An 18,196-nucleotide genomic window follows, 5' to 3' on the forward strand; every position below is an offset into this window, starting at 1 on the left:
TACTAAATTTTAAACTTAGCCGCAACCCATTTGTTTTTCTCCTTGTTTTCAACGAAGGTAAAACCCAGATTATTGCAAGCTTCTTTAATAATTGGCAAATCCTCATTATAAAATCCGCTTAGGTAAAGTTCCCCACCCTTATCCAAACAGTTTCGGTAGGCCTCCATATCGTTCAAGAGAATATTTCGGTTGATGTTGGCAATAATCACGTCATATTTTTTTTCCTTCAGCAGCGAGGCATCGCCCAGAAACACTGAAATATTTTGGCAATCGTTTCTTTGAATATTTTCCAATGAATTCTCAAAACACCACTCGTCAATATCAATGGCATCCAGCTTTGAAGCGCCGCGCATTTCTGCCAAAATTGCCAAAACCGCCGTGCCGCAGCCCATATCGAGCACCGTTTTCCCCTTAAAATCGTTTTCCAAAATAAACTGGAGCATCATAAAGGTAGTTTCGTGGTGGCCCGTTCCGAAGGACATTTTCGGCTCGATTACTATTTCGTATTCAAAATTTTTATTTGGGTGAAATGGCGCGCGAACGGTACATTTTCCGTCAACTTCAATGGGGTCGAAGTTCTTTTCCCATTCAGAATTCCAGTTGATTTGTTCTATTTCTGAAAAGGTATATTCAATTTTAAATTCGTCAGAATCGAGAATATTTATGTCTTTCAAAATATGCTCGTTCCAATCATCCTTTTGAATATAGGCCGTAACGCCTTCCTCGGTTTCAACAAAACTTTCAAAACCGACGTATCCCAATTCGGCAATCAGGATTTCGGTACCTGGTTGGAGCGGGCTCACTTTAAAAATGTATTCTATATAATTCATAGTTTTTTAAAAATTCGAAATTACAAGTGCCAAATCCCAAATAAATTCCAAAAAACCAAAAAACAAATCTCAAACTTGGGATTTGGAATTTGGAATTTGGGATTTGGGATTTAGTTTTCTGGTGCTTTAGATTAATTGTGTATTTACTTTTCGAAGGAATTTACAATTTTCATAAAACTCTCAACCTTTAGCGAAGCTCCGCCAATAAGACCTCCGTCAACGTCATCCTGCCCAAAGATTTCCGAAGCATTGTCGGGTTTTACACTTCCTCCGTAGAGAATTGAAACTTTGTCGGCTATTGCTTTTGAATAATTTTCCGCAATGGCCTCTCTTATGAATTTGTGCATTTCCTGAGCCTGTTCTGGGCTTGCGGTTTCACCAGTTCCTATTGCCCAAACGGGTTCGTAAGCAATAATGATATTTTCCCAAGCTTCGTCAGCAATATGGAAAAGACCCTTGGAAAGTTGCGTTTTTATCAATTCGAAATGGCTTCCCTTTTTTCGATCATCCAATTCCTCACCGATACAGAAAATAATGGTCATTTCGTTTTCGAGCGCCGTATTCACTTTTTCGGCCAATATGGCGCTGTCTTCGTTAAAATACGCACGTCGCTCGCTGTGGCCCAAAATAACGGTGCTTGCCCCTACACTTTTCAGCATTTTTGCGGAAATTTCACCCGTAAAAGCGCCTTCATTGCTCTGGTGCATATTCTGTGCGGCAAGCGCTACAGGATGCTCGCGCAAGGACCGGAAGGTATGGTTCAAACTCGTAAACGGCGGCGCTATCATAACCACTACATCTTCCGGAAATACCTGCTTTTTAAGTTCGACCAAAAACATTTCGGTTTCGGCCAAATCGTTGTTCATTTTCCAATTTCCAGCTACTATTTTTTTTCTCATTTCAATACTTTTAAAAGATTTTTATCATTAGTTTCAATGGCTTTATAAAGGCTGATTTCGCCTTCGGCATTCACAACCATATATCTGGGAATCCAGTCCAAATCTATGGAAGAACAAAAATCGCCCTTCCACCCTGCGGGGATAAAGTAGTTTTCGCCCACAACGCCGTATTTTTCAATGCCGTGTTTCCAGCTTTCGATTTCCTTGTCCAAGGAAAGGAAAAGAAAAACAACTTCCGAGTTTTCCTCACGCAGCTTTTGCACCTTCGGCATTCCCTCGATACAGTCCTTGCACCAACTGGCCCAAATGTCTATAAATACGGTTTTCCCTTTGTACTGTTGAAGTATTTCTGAAAAGCTTATTTCCACATTATTTTCAGAAAGAAACTTTTCGTTCAATGCAGCTTCGGAAAAGGATATTTGCTGGGCTTGTGCAAAGCCTACAAATAAAAGTAAGGCAATTAGTGTTTTCATAAAAAATTGTTTTATCTACTGATTAATGGGCACGCTATAAATCGCAAGCCTACAAGACTGGTTACTGCTTACTGATCACTGCCGACTGATTTTCGGATCGAGCCAACCGTAAATTATATCCACAAAAATATTGATTATAATGAACAATGTGGCTATTACGATTACAGCTCCCATAATTACAGGCAAATCGAGCGTGTTCAGGGCGTTGACGATTTCCTTTCCCAGTCCGTTCCACCCGAAAATGTATTCCACAAAAACTGCTCCCGCCAGCATACTTGCAAACCAACCCGAAATGGCCGTAACTACCGGATTCAATGAATTTTTAAGTGCATGTTTTTTTATAATTTGATAATAGGAAAGTCCCTTCGCTTTTGCGGTGCGAATATAATCCTGGTTCAAAACCTCAAGTAATGAATTGCGCATCAACTGACTCACAACGGCCAACGGCCGGATGCCCAAAACAATGGCCGGAAGTATTAAATTTTTCCATTGAATGTATTTGCCGTTTCCGAAATCGTCCACTTCGTACAGGCTTCCCGTCATATTCAAATTTGTGTATTCGTGAAGCAAAAAACCGAAAATCCACGCAAAGATAATCGCACTGAAAAATGAGGGAACACTCATCCCCAACGTGCTTACCAATTGAATGGCTTTATCGATAAACCCATCCTTAAAAAGCACGGAAATAATTCCGAGGAAAACCCCAATTATCATTGCGATAACAATTGCTGAAACCGCGAGAATAAAGGTATTTGGAAGTGTTTCCGCTATCACCTCGCTAACCTCTTTTCCGTTCTTTTGAAAGGATTCGCGCAAATAGGGCGTTTTTAAAACCACGTTTGTATTTCCGGCAGAGAATAATTTTGCCGCATTGTATTTTCCCTCGGAAAGAAAGGTGTAATCGTCTGGATTTTTACTGTGAAAGGATATGGGCGACAAATCATTCAAATACCGTACATATTGCACCGAAACAGGCTGGTCAAAACCGTATTTCTTTTTTACAACGGCAAGTTGTTCCGCGGTTTCGTTTTGGCCGAGCATCATGCGCGCGGGGTCGCCGGGAAGGATTGTGAAAAGCAGAAAAATCACGGTCACAACCCCAAACAACGTGAGCAAGGCATAACCCAATTTTTGAAGTATGTAACTCCCCACTTTTCTATTTTTTATTACTTATTGTTATTATTTATAGCTTTGGCTTTGGCTACTTCTTAATTTGGTCGATGGTAAGAGGTTTGTATTCAAAATCTTGGCCGAAAAGTATTTTGGCATATTCCTCAACAGTTTCTTCAAAACCTGCTTCTTTTCTTCTTTGGTTTACCGTTTCAGGATTTTCAATGGGCCATATAAATGAGCCCCGGGCATCGTCATAGGTCATTCCTTGCGTGCCATAAATTTGTGGTTTCCCTTCCATCATCAAATAGCGGTCTTCCATCATTGCGGCGGAGGTTTTGGGTATTTCGCCAGTTTCGGCAGCTTTTTTTACCAACGGCAAATAAAGTGGGATTTTATCGGGGTTGTGTTGTAGCACATTCCACGCAACAAGACTTGATTCTTCACCAACTACAGATTTGCCCGGATAGCCTTTTTGAATAAAATATTTTTCAATAAAAACCATGTTTACACTATCCAAAACTCTTTGCATTTGTGAAAGATCTCCGCTGTATTCAGCTTCGGAAAGGCCCATACTTTCCCCCAATTTCTTTCTTTCTTCCAAAGAATTCGTCTGCATCAACTTTCTGTATTTTTGGTCGAGCACCGCAATGCTGTCCAAACGCTGTTTTAAGGAAAGGTCCAATTTGGGCTTTGCATTTTCAACTACGGGAAGCTGCAATTTTTGGGCATCGTTCCAGTGAAGCTTTTGTTTTATAGTTCCGTTGTCCAATTCCAAAATTCCCGGATTACTGCGCACGATGGTTTTCAGTGTAGTTTCATCGCAGAAGTAAAATTTGAAATTCAACTTATATTTTTCCGTCAAAGCTTCGGTCATTTCCTGTGAAGAAGCCGAAAGGCCAATCACATTATAACCATTTTTTAAGGCTTTATCGGTCACCTCTTTTATAGGAATGTAACCGTCCTTTTCGGTATTGCCCAAACTGTATGCGATCACAACCACTAAATTTTCTTCATTTAGAAATTGTTCGGTGTAATCCTCACCATCCCTTTCCATCGTAAAATCGTGGATTGGCGGGGTGTAGCCCTCCTGTATCATTTCGGTTTCAGTACTTATCAATTCGCCGTCAACCTGTGGATATTCGCCGTTTGTAGTGATAACCTTTTCTTCGCCATTAATGTTGAATTTCCACTTATATTCATAAATAGGGCCTGGCGCATCTTCGGGAACGGTCATTCCTTCCTCAATATTCGCGCCAATTTTATACGGACGGAAATCGATAATCGGGAGATGCAACAAAACATAATAGGTAATCCCGAGACAGAAAACGAAAGATGCAAATATGAGAATACTGCGTATCCCTTTTGTGAAAAAAGGCTGAATATATTTTCTTCCTACAAAAAGTATCAAAATCAAAATGAGGAGCACGATATCTTTTGTGAAAGATTCCCAAGGCGTGAGTTTTATGGCATCGCCAAAGCAGCCGCAATCGGTTACCTTGTTGAAATATGCTGAATAAAATGTGAGAAATGTGAAAAATACGATCATCAGCAACAAGGCCCAAAGGGTAAATTTTTTGAGGTAACCCAATAGCAATGCCACGCCCAGCAGCACTTCAAAAATGACGACAAGTATTGCAATCAGCAAAGCATACGGCACCAAAAACCCAAGATCCAAAACTTCGGGTGCGAAATAATCCTTCAGCTTAAATGAAAAGCCAACGGGGTCGTTCAGCTTTATCAATCCACTGATTATAAAAAGTACTCCAACAATTATTCGTGATATTCCTACTAATATTTTCATCCCTTCTAAGTCTTTTTTCTTTATTCTATCTTCTTTCTTCTAAATGAATCAGCGCAAAAACCGCATAATTTATCATATCCTGATAATTGGCATCAATCCCTTCCGAAACTAGGGTTTTGCCGCTATTGTTTTCAATTTGTTTTACGCGCAGTAATTTCTGAAGAATCAAATCCGTCAGCGAACTTACCCGCATATCACGCCACGCCTCGCCGTAATCGTGGTTTTTGTCCATCATCAACTGTTTGGTTTTCGCAACCTGCTCATCATAAAGTTGGGTGGCCTCTTCCAAAGACAGGTCGGGCTGCTCCACCACGCCTTTATCCAATTGAATAAGCGCCATTATGGAATAATTTACAATCCCGATAAACTCGCTCGTTTCGTCCTCTTCAATTTTTCGCTCCGCATTTTGCTGCAAACCACGGATGCGCTGTGCCTTTATAAAAATTTGGTCGGTAAGGGACGGAAGCCTGAGAATGCGCCACGCACTTCCGTAATCGTGCATTTTCTTGATAAACAGTTCCCTGCATTTTTCAATCTGGTCGTTGTATTGATTTGAAGTATCGGCCATTAGTGATGTGTAAGATTTTGCGTAAATTTCGCTTAAATAGTTCAAAGTTCAAAGTTGAACGCTTAAAGTTATTGTGGAATCGGCACATTCCATTAAAAAAGCCGAATTTTGAAAACTAAAATTTAAAGAATTGCAGACCCTTAATTGCCGCGGCAACCTTATAGACCTCTCCGTACCCAAAGTGATGGGCATCATTAATGTAACGCCCGATTCGTTTTATGACGGCGGAAAAACGTTTTCAGAAAAGGAAATTTTAAAGCAGGCCGAAAGAATGCTTTCCGAAGGTGCTACGTTCTTGGATGTTGGCGGTTACAGCACTCGGCCGGGCGCTGAGGAAATTTCAGAAACCGAAGAAATTAGAAGGGCTGTTGAAGCCGTTGAATGTATTCTGAAAAGATTTCCCGAAGCGTTGATTTCCGTAGATACTTTCCGAAACGAGATTGCAAAAAAAGCCGTGGAAGCCGGAGCAGCGATTGTAAATGATGTCTCCGGCGGAACTTTGGATGCCGAAATGCACAAAACCGTTGCAAAGTTGAAAGTTCCTTACGTTTTGATGCACATGCGCGGCACGCCAAAAACGATGGCAAAACTTACCGATTATAAAAATGTGACTCTCGAAGTTTTAAAAGATTTAGCCGAAAAAATCGCGCTCGCCCGAGCAGTAGGAATCAACGATATTATTGCCGACCCCGGTTTTGGCTTTGCAAAAACCCGCGAACAAAGTTTTCAACTTTTAAATAATTTGGAGCTTTTTCAGAATTTGGATGTTCCCATTTTGGTAGGCGTTTCACGAAAATCCTTTATATACAAAACACTGGAAACTTCTGCGGAAAATGCTTTAAACGGCACCACTTCGCTCAACACCATCGCGCTTTTAAAAGAAGGAAAAATTCTTCGGGTACACGATGTAAAGGAAGCGGTTGAATGTGTAAAATTAAGGAGTGAGGTTTGTGGGATGAGGTATGAGCGATAAAATTAACCCAAAAAAACAATAGCATCAATAGAAACAACAGTTTCAAAAGAATCAATTTTTAAACTACTTTTACAAAAAAACGCACACCCTTGGATTTTCTCGACATTCGGATTATAGATATTGTGGACATTGTGCTGGTGGCATTCCTGCTGTATTACCTCTATAATTTGGTGAAAGGCACCGTTGCCATCAATATTTTGGTGGGTATTATCATTGTTTACGCCATTTACGTGGTTACCCAACTTTTGGAAATGGAGCTTTTGAGCAAGATTCTCGGTGGTTTTTTGGGGGTTGGTATGTTTGCTTTGGTGGTGGTTTTTCAACCCGAAATACGAAAATTTCTGTTGATGTTGGGTTCAACGAATTTCAACGCCCGCCGAAGATTTCTGAAACAGTTTAAATTCTCTGGAAATGACGGCGGTCTTAAAACCAATTTACAGGGAATTATAGCCGCCTGCAAAAAAATGTCCGCTTCGCACACCGGAGCGTTAATCGTTCTCCAGCGCAACAATAGTCTGGATTTTGTAAAAAATACTGGGGATGAAATGAACCTTGAAGTAAACCAGCCCATTATTGAAAGCATCTTTTTTAAAAACAGCCCCTTGCACGATGGCGCTATGATTATTGAAGAAAATAGAATTACGGCAACCCGGGTTATTCTGCCCGTTTCAAATGACAAAAAGATACCGTTGCGCTTTGGACTTCGGCACCGCGCAGCCGTTGGTATTACTGAAAAAACCGATGCCGTGTGTTTGGTTGTTTCCGAAGAAAACGGTCAGATTTCATATTTAAAGGATGGCGATTTTGTACTTTTCGAGGATACGGATGAACTGTTGAAAATTTTGAAGAAGGATTTGAGCTAAATTAAATAGCTTCCTCTGCCATAAACTGCACCTCGTAAAGATTCCTATAAAAACCATTTTCAACTTTCAACAATTCTTTGTGCGTGCCCTCCTCCATAATTTTACCAGCATCCATCACTATAATTTTATCGGCTTTTTTAATGGTGGCCAATCTATGTGCGATTACTATTGAAGTTCGGTCTTTGGTGATTTTATCAGTAGCCGTTTGAATCAATTCCTCGGAATAGGTATCTACAGAAGAAGTGGCCTCGTCCAAAACCAAAATGCTGGGCTTGCTAACATAGGCGCGCAAAAATGAAATGAGCTGTCGCTGCCCCGAGGAAAGCATGCTGCCGCGTTCCTTCACATTATAATGATAGCCATCGGGAAGCGATTGTATGAATTTATGGACACCAATTTCCTTTGCCGCTGCTATTACTTCTTCTTCAGAAATGTTTGGGTTGTTCAGCGTAATATTGTTCAAAATTGAATCGGCAAAGAGGAATACATCCTGCAAAACCACAGCTATCTGCCCCCGAAGTGACGCCAATTTATAATCCTTCAGAGAAATACCGTCAATCAAAATATCACCGCTGTTTATTTCGTAAAATCGGTTTAAGAGATTGATAATCGTACTTTTTCCGGCTCCGGTAGCACCTACAATGGCAACCGTTTCACCGGGATTTGCCTTAAAGGAAATTCCCTTTATTACTTCTTCATCCTCATTATACCCGAAATGCACATTTTTGAATTCAATTTCGCCTTTGGTGCTGGTATAATCAACCGTGCCGGTATCAGCGATGTGCGATTTTGTATCGAGAATTCCGAAAACGCGGTTCGCCGCAACCATCCCCATTTGAAGGGTATTAAATTTATCAGCAATCTGCCGTAGCGGTCGGAAAAGCATTTCGGCATATTGTATAAAAGCCGTAATAATACCGAGGGTAACCACGCCTCCGCCAATAACATTCAATCCGCCGTACCAGACGACCAAACCAGTGGCCACGGCCCCAGCGGTTTCGGCAATTGGGAAGAAAATAGAGTTGTACCAAACGGTTTTTATCCAAGCCTTTCGGTGGTCTTTGTTTATTTCCTGAAAACGTTCGTATTCGGTTTTTTCTCGGGTGAAAATCTGAACTATTTTCATCCCCGTGATGCGCTCCTGCACAAAGGTATTTAGGTTTGCAACTTGGTTTCGAACGTCTTCAAAAGCTACTTTCATCGCTTTTTGGAACACACGGGTGGCATAGAGAATAAAGGGCAAAACAATAAAAACAATGAGCGACAACCGCCAGCTTTGGTAAAGCATAAACCCCGCGATTACGAGCATTTTCAATAGGTCGCTAATAATCATAAACAAGCCTTCGCTGAAAATACTGGAAATGGTTTCCACATCGTTTACGGCGCGGGTGGTCAATCTTCCCACGGCACTTTTATCAAAATATTTCATCTTGAAACTCATCATCAATCGGAAGAGCTTTTGGCGCATATCGCGAATTACACTTTGGCCAAGCCAGTTGGTGTAAAATATAAAGGCGAATTGAAATATCACTTCCAGCATAAGTACGACCACCATTAAAATGATGTACTTCATAAAGCCATCGCCATCTTTTGGAACCATGGAATTGTCTATGGCCAATTTCAAAAGATAGGGTCGCAGCACGGCAAGGCCGGACATTATGATTGCGGCAAAAGCGACAAAATAAAACACAAGCCGATAGGGCTTTGTAAAAGCCAGCAATCGCTTAAAAAGCTTAAAATCGAATGCGTTTCCTGTGGTTTCTGACACGGTTTTTTGTTAATTCGTTAATTGGTGATTCGGGATTTGTTAATTTGGGATTCGTTAATTTGTGATTTGTGATTAGGGATTTCTCTGTTCTTTGTTCTTTATTCTTTTTTCTCAGTTCTTTTAAAAATACTTTCAGGATAAACAACTTTCGTCAAATACAATCCGTGCGCCGGCGCGGATGCACCAGCTTCTTCCCTACTTTTACTTTTCAATATTGCCTTAAAATCTTCCAGGGTAGTCTTTCCGTAACCTACATCCAAAAGCGTCCCGACGATGGCGCGGACCATATTTCGCAAAAAACGGTCGGCGGCAATGGTAAAAATAAGCCTATTATCCGTAGCTTCCCAAAATGCTTTTACGATGGTACAATTGTACGTTTTTACATCGGTCCGCGAGCGTGAAAAGCATTGAAAATCTCTATGGGCCAATAGCATTTCAGCGGCTTGGTCCATTAAAGCAACATTTGGCGTATTGTTTATTTGAAACGCAAAATCCTGTGAAAACGGGTCTTTTTCTAATGAAATAACGTATTCGTATTCCCGTTCCACTGCGTCAAATCGCGCATGCGCATCTTCCTTTACCTCAAAAATATTCCTTATTGAAATATCCTTCGGAAGAAAGGAATTCATTCTAAAAATAAAGTCATCAGAATTTTCAATCTCATCACTATCGAAATGTGCGAAAAGCTGTTTGGCATGTACGCCGGTATCGGTCCTTCCCGCTCCGGTGAGTTTTATTTCCTTCCGAAGCAAAATTGAAATGGTCTCCTCTAAAACCTGCTGCACGCTAATCTGTTCGGGCTGGCGCTGCCATCCAAAATAATTTTTTCCGTTATAGGCTATTTCAATAAAATATCGCACTTGGATTTTTTCAGAATTGACAAAATTACGATTTTAGTTTAGGAGTTTATGGGTTTAAAAGTTTAAAAATTGAGGAGCCGAGAGGTTTGTTTGCGCTATTTGATTTAAAAGTTGTTTAAATTTGAAAACAAGTCATAACTTAATAACCCAATAACTTAGTAACTTAACAACCAAACAGCCCATTTTGAAAAAAATCCTACTTCTCAGCGATACCCACAGCTATATTGACGAAAAAATACTGAGCTACGTAAAACAGGCTGACGAAGTGTGGCACGCCGGCGATATTGGCGACCTTTCGGTTACCGATGCAATCAAAAAACTAAAGCCGTTGCGAGCAGTTTACGGTAATATTGACAGCACGGAAGCCCGTATGGAATTTCCACTCCACAACCGTTTTATGTGCGAAGGGGTTGAGGTGTGGATTACGCACATTGGCGGCTATCCGGGAAGGTACAATCCGTCAATCCGACAGGAAATTTATTCCAATCCACCAAAAATCTTTATTTGTGGCCATTCGCATATATTGAAAGTGATGCCCGATAAAACCACGGGCTTGCTCCATATGAATCCCGGGGCCGTGGGAAAGCACGGTTTTCAAAAGGTACGCACGATGCTGCGTTTTGAGATTGACGGGGAAAAAATCCAGAATCTGGAGGTTATTGAATTTGGGAATCGTTGATTCGGGAATTGGGAATCGTTGATTCGTTGATTGGTTGACTCCAGAATTTGGGATTTGGAATTTTGCATTGGGGATTTTAGAAACAAAAAACCCCCGAAGTTGGCATACTCCGGGGGTCTTGCACTAATATACCAAGATCGGTTTATCGTAAACGATCAACAGATTTTACGAGGTCCTCATCCCTTTTTATGGCCTTGTTGGCCAGCACTAAAAATACGATAGAAATGATGGGAAAAAGCACCCCAATACCCTTCTCTGAAACAATAGTCTCTCCGGATAAAGTTAGCAACCTGTAAACGAAAACTCCCAGTAATACAAAGTTTGATATGATGTTCAAACGGTTGAGCACAAACTGCAACTGCCGTTTTTTGAAACTTAAAATTGAAATTATTGCCAACGCAATCGAAATAAATATCAGGCCAAAAATCAAGGGCTCACTCCGTTCCATAATTACAGAACCATCAGTGCCAATCACCACCGGAAACCACATAAATAAAGCTCCAATTACAATGGCAGAAACGACTAAATAAATGGTTTGGATGCGTTGGATCATTTTTTACAAAAATCTATTCTGCAGCAAAAATACTGTTTCTTTTTAAAAAAAATACCGGTGGTTTTTAATTTATTGTTGTATTATTGCAGTAACAATTCGTAACCAACTCAATCAAGGTTACTTAGTCTTCGAAAAAATTTTCAACGTACTTACCTTCTCAAAAGGAACACATTTGTATCAACATTAACAACAGTATATTCTACATGTTTGAAATTTCAGAATTAAAAGAAAAAAAGCTACCTGAACTTCAGGAAATAGCCAAAGAGCTTAACGTGCCGAAATATCGCACTCAAAAAAAATTGGACTTGGTATATCAAATTCTCGATTACCAAGCTACTAACCCAAAAGCGGTTAAAGCAGTGATTAAAGCCGAGGAATCGGCACCCGAAACCAAGAAAGAAGAAAAAAGCGCTTCTTCAAATGAAAATCCTGCCAAAGAACAGAAACCCCGTCCACACAAAACGGAATCTAAAAACAAGAAAAACCAGCCTCAGAAACAACATCGCGACAAGAAAAGTGATGATGATAAGAAGAAACCTGCGGATGACAAGCGTTCCAGTAACGATAGAAACGATAAGGACAGGAAGGATAAGAAAGAGAGCGATAAAAAACCGCAACACCAAAAGTCTAGCTCCAGCAGCAACGACAACCGTCAGAAAAACCAGCGCAACGACAGCAACAATTCTGACAACCGCCAAAAACATCAAAACCACAAACAGAAGGACGGCAACGTACACGACAACAAAAGCAACGGAAACAAAGACTCCCGCAACCGTTACCGTGAACCGGACTATGAGTTTGACGGCATCATTGAAAGCGAAGGCGTGCTGGACATTATGCAGGACGGCTACGGCTTTCTGCGCTCCAGCGACTACAACTACCTTTCCTCTCCCGATGATATTTATGTATCGCAATCGCAGATTCGACTTTTCGGGTTAAAGACCGGAGATACGGTTTTGGGCGAAGTGCGTCCGCCAAAAGAAGGTGAAAAATATTTCCCTTTAATAAAGGTGAACAAAATTAACGGCCTGAACCCTAATGTGGTTCGCGATCGGGTTTCCTTTGAACATTTAACGCCGCTTTTCCCACAGGAAAAATTCAACCTTGCCGATAAGCAAAGCACCATTTCCACCCGTATTATTGACCTTTTTGCTCCTATCGGAAAAGGACAACGGGGTATGATTGTTTCGCAACCAAAAACGGGTAAAACCATGTTGCTGAAAGATATTGCAAACGCAATAGCGGCAAACCATCCTGAAGTTTACCAAATTGTCCTTTTGATTGATGAACGTCCAGAGGAAGTTACCGATATGCAACGAAACGTTCGTGGCGAAGTGGTAGCTTCAACCTTCGACAAAGAAGCCAGCGAGCACGTTCGCGTTGCCAATATCGTAATCGACAAAGCAAAGCGTTTGGTGGAATGTGGCCACGATGTGGTGATTCTCTTGGACTCCATCACGCGATTGGCGCGAGCTTATAACACCGTGCAACCTGCCAGTGGTAAGATATTGAGTGGTGGTGTGGATGCCAATGCGCTTCACAAACCGAAGCGTTTCTTCGGTGCCGCGCGTAATATTGAAAATGGCGGTTCGTTAAGTATCATCGCTACAGCGTTGACTGAAACCGGCTCTAAAATGGACGAGGTTATTTTTGAGGAATTTAAGGGAACAGGAAATATGGAGCTTCAGTTGGATAGAAAGATTTCAAACCGAAGAATCTTCCCTGCAATTGACCTTACCTCTTCAAGTACGCGTCGCGACGATTTGTTGCTTGATGAAAACGTAATACAGCGCATGTGGGTACTTAGGAAGTATCTTGCTGACATGAACCCAGTGGAAGCTATGGAGTTCATCAATGATCGTATCAAGCAGACCAAGAACAATGAAGAGTTTCTTATCTCGATGAACGGTTAGAGAAACTCTATATTATTAAAAAGGAAAATCCCCCAGACATCTATTTTGTCTGGGGGATTTTCTTTTGAACCAATGGATAGTATGAAACAAACTACTATTGCCGAATGTATTTAATTTCAGAATAAAAAAAAGCCCCAATTTTAATTGGAGCCTTTTCGATATTCAATTAATAAGGTACTTATTATTGCTTAACAATTTTTTGAGTAAGTGTTCCAGCATTTGTATTTACTCTCAATACATATACACCTTGAGCAAGACCAGAAACATCTACAGTTCCATTGTTACTGTTGTACGAAGCTCCAACTTTTTTACCCAATACATCAAATAGATCAACGCTAGAAACATCTATTGTAGACGCTTTCTTAATGTTGATAATACTAGTTGCAGGATTAGGGAAAACAGAAACTAAATTAGCAATGTTCTCATTAACACCAAGAACGTCACCTTCTATTGTAAATGCAACACTAGCAAAAGTTACACCTAAATCAGTAAGAGAAGTCCACTCGGTTGCTCCAGCTCCAAAAACATCATCTGGATCAATTAAGTGAGCCTCATTTATACCGTTTCCAGGAACACCCGCATCGTACCAATTCCATCTGTTGGTACCATCAGAAACTGGGGCAATATTTAAACGTGGAAAAGCGACTAACCAATAGTTACCTGCAGGCAAGCTGAAAGTACCTCCGTTAGCAGCTGTTACATCTACACTGAAAGTAACGCTACCTGCATCCTCAGTAATGGTAAGTGCACCACCTGGAGTAGGATCAAGGTTAACGATTTCAAGAAGTCCAGTACCAGGAATGGATGGGTTGCTATCTGGCGTGTTTGTAGCAGAATTGGCATATATATACACATCAAATCCAGTTATTAATGTTGATAATGTTCCGGCATTCTGAAAACCGTAAACTGTAATAGTAGAGATGGAATTATTAGCGGTCAATTCAAAATCATCAGTTGAATAAACTCCGATGTCTTCTAAACTTGAATAATCAGAAATAATACCACTTCCACCTACTGAAGGCTGATCCCATAAAACAGCAGATATATCTCTGTTTGTTTGAGTTGCAACACTGTTTGATACAGCTTCAAAAGATTGTGACAATGCTGCGAAACTGATAAGCAACATACTTAACGATAATGTAATTTTTTTCATGTTTTTAGGTTTTTAAATTATTAATAATTGTACCAAAGTTAGTGAATACATTCAACAACTACAAGCTTGGGTTCGTTCGAAAGGGAAAAATTCTCAATAACACCATCTAAGTACCTCATTATCAAATATTTAATCTATAGCATAAATAGAGATTTAACATTTAACCTGACATTTTAATGGCTTTTTTCTTAAATAACCTCAGACATTGTATTATATATTTGCCTAAAACAAAATTTATGAAGAACCTTTTACTTGGATTTATACTAATTCCACTTGTAACTATACACGCACAATATACCATCCCTTTTGAAAAATCGAATGGAAAACAAACCGCAACATATTCACAAACCATTCACTTTTACAAGACTCTGGCGGCTGAATTTCCGACTATCTCGATATTTGAAATTGGCCATACGGACAGTGGCCATCCGTTGCATGTTGTGGTTTTCAATCCCGAAAATGACCAGAAAAACCTTAAAACTCAAAAATATCAGAAAAACGATAAAAACTTGCTGTTAATAAATAACGGCATCCATCCCGGCGAGCCCGACGGCATTGACGCCACGATGCTGCTTTTTCGCGATTTTGCCGAGAATAAAATCCCCGCGCCAAAAAATACAATCATAGCAACCATTCCCATTTACAATATTGGTGGCGCTTTAAATAGAAACAGCACCAGCCGCACCAATCAAAACGGCCCCGAAGAGTATGGTTTTCGTGGCAATGCGAGAAATTATGATTTAAACCGTGATTTTATAAAAAATGACACAAAAAATGCTCGGGCTTTTGCTGAAATATTTCATTGGCTAAACCCAGATTTGTTTATTGACAACCACGTGAGCAACGGCGCCGATTATCAATATGTGCTAACCCATCTTTTTACGCAGCATGACAAATTGGGCGGAGGCTTGGGCAACTATCTTCACACTTCGTTTATGCCGCAATTGGAGGATTCGCTTCAGCAAAAAAGCTGTGACATGACGCCCTATGTAAACGTGTTCAACCAAATGCCGGAAAAGGGCTTTGCCCAATTTATGGACTCGCCGCGCTATGCCTCTGGTTACACTACGCTATTCAATACTTTGGGACTCACGGCGGAAACGCATATGCTAAAGCCCTATAAACAAAGGGTCGAAGGTACATATCAATTGATGAAAAGTTTTATAAAAATTGCCGATGCGGATGCCTCAACAATAAAAAACCTTCGGAAAAATGCGGTGGAAAAATATAAAGTTGGAAGCTACTACCCAATTTCTTGGGAAGTGGATTCCTCAAAAACTTCAACATTAAAATTCAAAGGTTACGAGGGGAAAATGGTGCCGAGCACCATTACGGGGGCGGACCGTTTGAAATATTTCCGCGACAAACCTTTTATCAAAGATGTAACCTATTATAATCATTTTAAGGCGACGGATTCCGTAACGATTCCTGCGGCATATATTGTTCCGAAAGGGTATTGGAATATTATCGAACTTTTGAAATTGAACGATATTGAATTTTCAGAATTTTCAAAGGACACTACAATTACTGCAGAAGTTTATCACACCAAAAATTTTGAAACGGTGAAAAATCCGTTCGAGGGACATTACCTTCATTTTAAAACAGAAGTAAGAAAAAGCACGGAAAATGTTTCAGTAAAAGAAGGTGATATTTTGGTGAAAACCCAGCAGCCCGGGGTTCGTTATCTTTTGGAAACTTTGGAACCTTCAGCTCCCGATTCATTTTTCAATTGGAACTTTTTCGACGCAATCCTTCAACAAAAAGAAGGTTTTTCTCCCTATGTGTGGGAAGATATGGCTGAAAATTTTCTGAACGAAAACCCCGAAATCAAAAAAGAATTTGAACGCAAAAAGATGAGCGATCCTGCATTTATGAATAATTGGTATGCGCAGCTGGACTGGATACACAAGCAATCGCCCTATTACGAAAAATCACACCTTCGGTATCCGATCGTTCGGGTGGGTGGTTAAATATTCTTTCGGAAAAAGCAACTTAATATTTTCATAGGAATCCTGCAGGGCCCTTTGGGATTTTTCAAAATCTTTCCATTTAACTTTTTTAATGCCCTCTTCAGGCTCGGGAATTAGCGGCCCATCATAATCGCTGAACATTTCGTACCAGTAGGTTATTTTTAGCCGGAATTTATCATTGCGGGTAAAAACATGGTACGTAGTCATCAAAAAATCGCGGATTTCGAGATCCTTCACCCCTGTTTCTTCGATAACCTCGCGAACGGCTGCCTCTCGATGGGTTTCTCCTTTTTCTATTTTGCCTTTTGGGAGGTCCCACTTTTTATTTCTTCGTATAAAAAGTATTTCCTTCTTGCTGTTATAGACCAGTCCACCAGCGGCTTCCACGACTTTTATTTTTTTTCGAAGAAAACGCTCAAGTTTTTCCGCATTTTTGTGATAAAGATTCACATAGAGCAGCTCGCCGTTGTTTATTTTTTTTACCAACTTCTTAAAACGCGCCTGTTTTAAAGGAATGGTAGTGTAATGCTCCCCAATATTTTTTTCCGTTGAAAGAATAATGGGAATATCTTTTACAAAAACTTTATACATTTGTACAATGATATTAAACAAAGAAACGGCGCAAAAAACCGCTGCCTTACTATTGCAAATTAATGCAATTAAATTGCAACCACAAAACCCTTTTACGTGGGCATCGGGATGGAAATCTCCAATTTACTGCGACAATCGCATCACCCTTTCCTACCCTATGATTCGGAATTACATCCGTGAGAACCTCGCCAGACAAATTGAGGAACTCTACGGAAAGCCCGAAATGATTGCCGGTGTGGCCACGGGTGCGATAGGAATTGGCGCTTTGGTTGCCGATTATTTGAACGTGCCGTTTTGCTACGTGCGTCCCGAGGCAAAGGGTCATGGCCGCCAAAATAAAATTGAGGGCCATTTGGAAAAAAATACAAATGTTGTTGTTGTGGAAGACCTTATAAGTACTGGCAAAAGCAGTCTGTTGGCCGTCGAGGCCTTAAAGGAAGCAGGTGCCAACGTTAAGGGAATGCTTGCGATATTTAGCTACGGTTTTAATATTTCTGAAGAAAATTTCAAAAAGGCGAATGTTGCGTTAAACACTTTGAGCAATTATGAAATTTTGCTGGAAGAGGCCGAAAAATCTAAATATATCAATTCTGAAGAAGCTGAATTACTTTCTGAATGGCGGGAGAATCCTGCTGTTTGGGGGCAATAATGTTCAGTGTTCAGTCGCAGTGTTCAGTCGCAGTATCCAGCACATCTAAACTCATAAACTTCTAAACTCATAAACTCATAAACTCATAAATGAAACTAAACAGCAAAAAAGTAACCACCCAAAAATCCGCAGCAGAACTTTGTGATTTTTTGGCCGATGTAAGGAATTTCGAAACATTGATGCCCGAGAACATCAGCAAATTTGAAGTGATCAGAGAAAATGCTTTTGTATTTGCCTTAAAGGGCATGCCCGAAATAGCGTTGGAAGTAAAAGAAGTTGAAAAGCCAAACAAAGTAGTTTTGGGCGCAATCAGCGATAAAATTCCGTTTACGTTAACAGGAAATATTGAAGAGGTTTCCGAAAATTCTTCAACCGTGGAACTCCTTTTTGAAGGCGAATTCAACGCGATGATGGCAATGATGGTAAAAGGGCCTATTTCAAAATTTATAGATACGTTGGCATCCAATTTGGAGCAAGTTTAAACAAACTTCAGCTTTCTCCCGCAAGTGTGAGTGAAGGGAAAGTTTTTTATTTCGTTTT

Annotated in this window: 18 protein-coding genes; 7 read left to right on the forward strand and 11 right to left on the reverse strand. The window is 40.4% G+C overall.

Annotated features, from left to right (window positions below):
• Window positions 1-2: 2 nt before the first annotated feature.
• From prmA to MB09_RS09590, 6 genes are all read right to left on the reverse strand, one after another.
• A complete protein-coding gene (gene prmA / locus MB09_RS09565; RefSeq protein ID WP_045080672.1) occupies window positions 3-830 on the reverse strand; it encodes a 50S ribosomal protein L11 methyltransferase in 828 nt (275 codons plus the stop codon).
• A 143-nt stretch (window positions 831-973) separates the two neighbouring features.
• Window positions 974-1,729: a triose-phosphate isomerase gene (gene tpiA, locus MB09_RS09570; protein WP_045080673.1), complete on the reverse strand. Its 756-nt coding sequence runs from the start codon at window positions 1,727-1,729 to the stop codon at window positions 974-976.
• On the reverse strand, window positions 1,726-2,202 hold the full coding sequence (locus MB09_RS09575; protein ID WP_045080674.1) for a TlpA family protein disulfide reductase: 477 nt from the start codon (window positions 2,200-2,202) through the stop codon (window positions 1,726-1,728). Before MB09_RS09575 ends, tpiA begins: the two co-directional genes overlap by 4 nt.
• Before the next feature lie 75 nt (window positions 2,203-2,277).
• A complete protein-coding gene (locus tag MB09_RS09580; RefSeq protein WP_045080675.1) occupies window positions 2,278-3,354 on the reverse strand; it encodes an ABC transporter permease in 1,077 nt (358 codons plus the stop codon).
• A 49-nt stretch (window positions 3,355-3,403) separates the two neighbouring features.
• Complete coding sequence (locus MB09_RS09585) at window positions 3,404-5,116, reverse strand: BT_3928 family protein (protein WP_045080676.1); 1,713 nt, start codon at window positions 5,114-5,116, stop codon at window positions 3,404-3,406.
• A 25-nt stretch (window positions 5,117-5,141) separates the two neighbouring features.
• Window positions 5,142-5,684: a DUF1599 domain-containing protein gene (locus MB09_RS09590; protein ID WP_045080677.1), complete on the reverse strand. Its 543-nt coding sequence runs from the start codon at window positions 5,682-5,684 to the stop codon at window positions 5,142-5,144.
• A gap of 130 nt (window positions 5,685-5,814) precedes the next feature.
• Here MB09_RS09590 and folP point away from each other — a divergent pair, with 130 nt between their 5' ends.
• Together folP and cdaA are read left to right on the forward strand one after the other, a co-directional pair.
• The gene (gene folP / locus MB09_RS09595; RefSeq protein WP_084709079.1) at window positions 5,815-6,657 is read left to right on the forward strand and encodes a dihydropteroate synthase; all 843 of its coding nucleotides are present in this window, start codon (window positions 5,815-5,817) and stop codon (window positions 6,655-6,657) included.
• 89 nt (window positions 6,658-6,746) lie between these two features.
• The gene (cdaA, locus tag MB09_RS09600) at window positions 6,747-7,520 is read left to right on the forward strand and encodes a diadenylate cyclase CdaA (protein WP_045080678.1); all 774 of its coding nucleotides are present in this window, start codon (window positions 6,747-6,749) and stop codon (window positions 7,518-7,520) included.
• A 1-nt stretch (window position 7,521) separates the two neighbouring features.
• On the opposite strand, the gene MB09_RS09605 is transcribed toward cdaA, so the two are convergent.
• Window positions 7,522-9,288: an ABC transporter ATP-binding protein gene (locus MB09_RS09605; protein WP_045080679.1), complete on the reverse strand. Its 1,767-nt coding sequence runs from the start codon at window positions 9,286-9,288 to the stop codon at window positions 7,522-7,524.
• Between the two features lie 98 nt (window positions 9,289-9,386).
• Window positions 9,387-10,148 carry a tRNA pseudouridine(38-40) synthase TruA gene (gene truA / locus MB09_RS09610; RefSeq protein WP_045080680.1) on the reverse strand — a complete coding sequence of 254 codons (762 nt, stop codon included), beginning with the start codon at window positions 10,146-10,148 and terminating at the stop codon, window positions 9,387-9,389.
• Window positions 10,149-10,332: 184 nt separating this feature from the next.
• Here truA and MB09_RS09615 point away from each other — a divergent pair, with 184 nt between their 5' ends.
• Window positions 10,333-10,827: a metallophosphoesterase family protein gene (locus tag MB09_RS09615; RefSeq protein ID WP_045080681.1), complete on the forward strand. Its 495-nt coding sequence runs from the start codon at window positions 10,333-10,335 to the stop codon at window positions 10,825-10,827.
• Between the two features lie 142 nt (window positions 10,828-10,969).
• Here the strand turns inward: MB09_RS09615 and MB09_RS09620 are convergent, their stop codons facing one another.
• Window positions 10,970-11,380, reverse strand: a complete 411-nt coding sequence (locus MB09_RS09620) for a DUF4293 domain-containing protein (RefSeq protein ID WP_045080682.1) — start codon at window positions 11,378-11,380, stop codon at window positions 10,970-10,972.
• Window positions 11,381-11,583: 203 nt separating this feature from the next.
• Here MB09_RS09620 and rho point away from each other — a divergent pair, with 203 nt between their 5' ends.
• On the forward strand, window positions 11,584-13,293 hold the full coding sequence (gene rho / locus MB09_RS09625; protein ID WP_045080683.1) for a transcription termination factor Rho: 1,710 nt from the start codon (window positions 11,584-11,586) through the stop codon (window positions 13,291-13,293).
• Between the two features lie 181 nt (window positions 13,294-13,474).
• Here rho and MB09_RS09630 read toward each other — a convergent pair whose 3' ends face one another.
• The gene (locus MB09_RS09630; RefSeq protein ID WP_045080684.1) at window positions 13,475-14,446 is read right to left on the reverse strand and encodes a T9SS type A sorting domain-containing protein; all 972 of its coding nucleotides are present in this window, start codon (window positions 14,444-14,446) and stop codon (window positions 13,475-13,477) included.
• A 236-nt stretch (window positions 14,447-14,682) separates the two neighbouring features.
• Here MB09_RS09630 and MB09_RS09635 point away from each other — a divergent pair, with 236 nt between their 5' ends.
• Window positions 14,683-16,416 (forward strand): M14 family metallopeptidase, encoded by a 1,734-nt coding sequence (locus MB09_RS09635; protein WP_045080685.1) that lies wholly within the window; start codon window positions 14,683-14,685, stop codon window positions 16,414-16,416.
• Here MB09_RS09635 and MB09_RS09640 read toward each other — a convergent pair.
• Window positions 16,378-17,007: an NUDIX hydrolase gene (locus MB09_RS09640; protein WP_045080686.1), complete on the reverse strand. Its 630-nt coding sequence runs from the start codon at window positions 17,005-17,007 to the stop codon at window positions 16,378-16,380. The genes MB09_RS09635 and MB09_RS09640 overlap by 39 nt on opposite strands.
• A gap of 7 nt (window positions 17,008-17,014) precedes the next feature.
• On the opposite strand from MB09_RS09640, the gene pyrE reads away from it, so the two are divergent.
• Entirely contained in the window at window positions 17,015-17,656 is a 642-nt protein-coding gene (gene pyrE, locus MB09_RS09645) for an orotate phosphoribosyltransferase (RefSeq protein ID WP_045080687.1), read from the forward strand.
• An 89-nt stretch (window positions 17,657-17,745) separates the two neighbouring features.
• A complete protein-coding gene (locus MB09_RS09650; protein ID WP_045080688.1) occupies window positions 17,746-18,138 on the forward strand; it encodes a hypothetical protein in 393 nt (130 codons plus the stop codon).
• The last annotated feature ends 58 nt before the right edge of the window (window positions 18,139-18,196 follow it).

The organism is Aequorivita vladivostokensis (genome assembly GCF_000952855.1).
Classification (GTDB): domain Bacteria; phylum Bacteroidota; class Bacteroidia; order Flavobacteriales; family Flavobacteriaceae; genus Aequorivita; species Aequorivita vladivostokensis.

What these genes read in the sequence shown, in the direction of transcription:
- prmA (WP_045080672.1), bottom strand. Translation starts at nt 830, where the DNA reads ATGAATTATATAGAATACATTTTTAAAGTGAGCCCGCTCCAACCAGGT.
- tpiA (WP_045080673.1), bottom strand. Translation starts at nt 1,729, where the DNA reads ATGAGAAAAAAAATAGTAGCTGGAAATTGGAAAATGAACAACGATTTG.
- MB09_RS09575 (WP_045080674.1), bottom strand. Translation starts at nt 2,202, where the DNA reads ATGAAAACACTAATTGCCTTACTTTTATTTGTAGGCTTTGCACAAGCC.
- MB09_RS09585 (WP_045080676.1), bottom strand. Translation starts at nt 5,116, where the DNA reads ATGAAAATATTAGTAGGAATATCACGAATAATTGTTGGAGTACTTTTT.
- MB09_RS09590 (WP_045080677.1), bottom strand. Translation starts at nt 5,684, where the DNA reads ATGGCCGATACTTCAAATCAATACAACGACCAGATTGAAAAATGCAGG.
- MB09_RS09620 (WP_045080682.1), bottom strand. Translation starts at nt 11,380, where the DNA reads ATGATCCAACGCATCCAAACCATTTATTTAGTCGTTTCTGCCATTGTA.
- rho (WP_045080683.1), top strand. Translation starts at nt 11,584, where the DNA reads ATGTTTGAAATTTCAGAATTAAAAGAAAAAAAGCTACCTGAACTTCAG.
- MB09_RS09630 (WP_045080684.1), bottom strand. Translation starts at nt 14,446, where the DNA reads ATGAAAAAAATTACATTATCGTTAAGTATGTTGCTTATCAGTTTCGCA.
- MB09_RS09635 (WP_045080685.1), top strand. Translation starts at nt 14,683, where the DNA reads ATGAAGAACCTTTTACTTGGATTTATACTAATTCCACTTGTAACTATA.
- MB09_RS09640 (WP_045080686.1), bottom strand. Translation starts at nt 17,007, where the DNA reads ATGTATAAAGTTTTTGTAAAAGATATTCCCATTATTCTTTCAACGGAA.
- pyrE (WP_045080687.1), top strand. Translation starts at nt 17,015, where the DNA reads ATGATATTAAACAAAGAAACGGCGCAAAAAACCGCTGCCTTACTATTG.
- MB09_RS09650 (WP_045080688.1), top strand. Translation starts at nt 17,746, where the DNA reads ATGAAACTAAACAGCAAAAAAGTAACCACCCAAAAATCCGCAGCAGAA.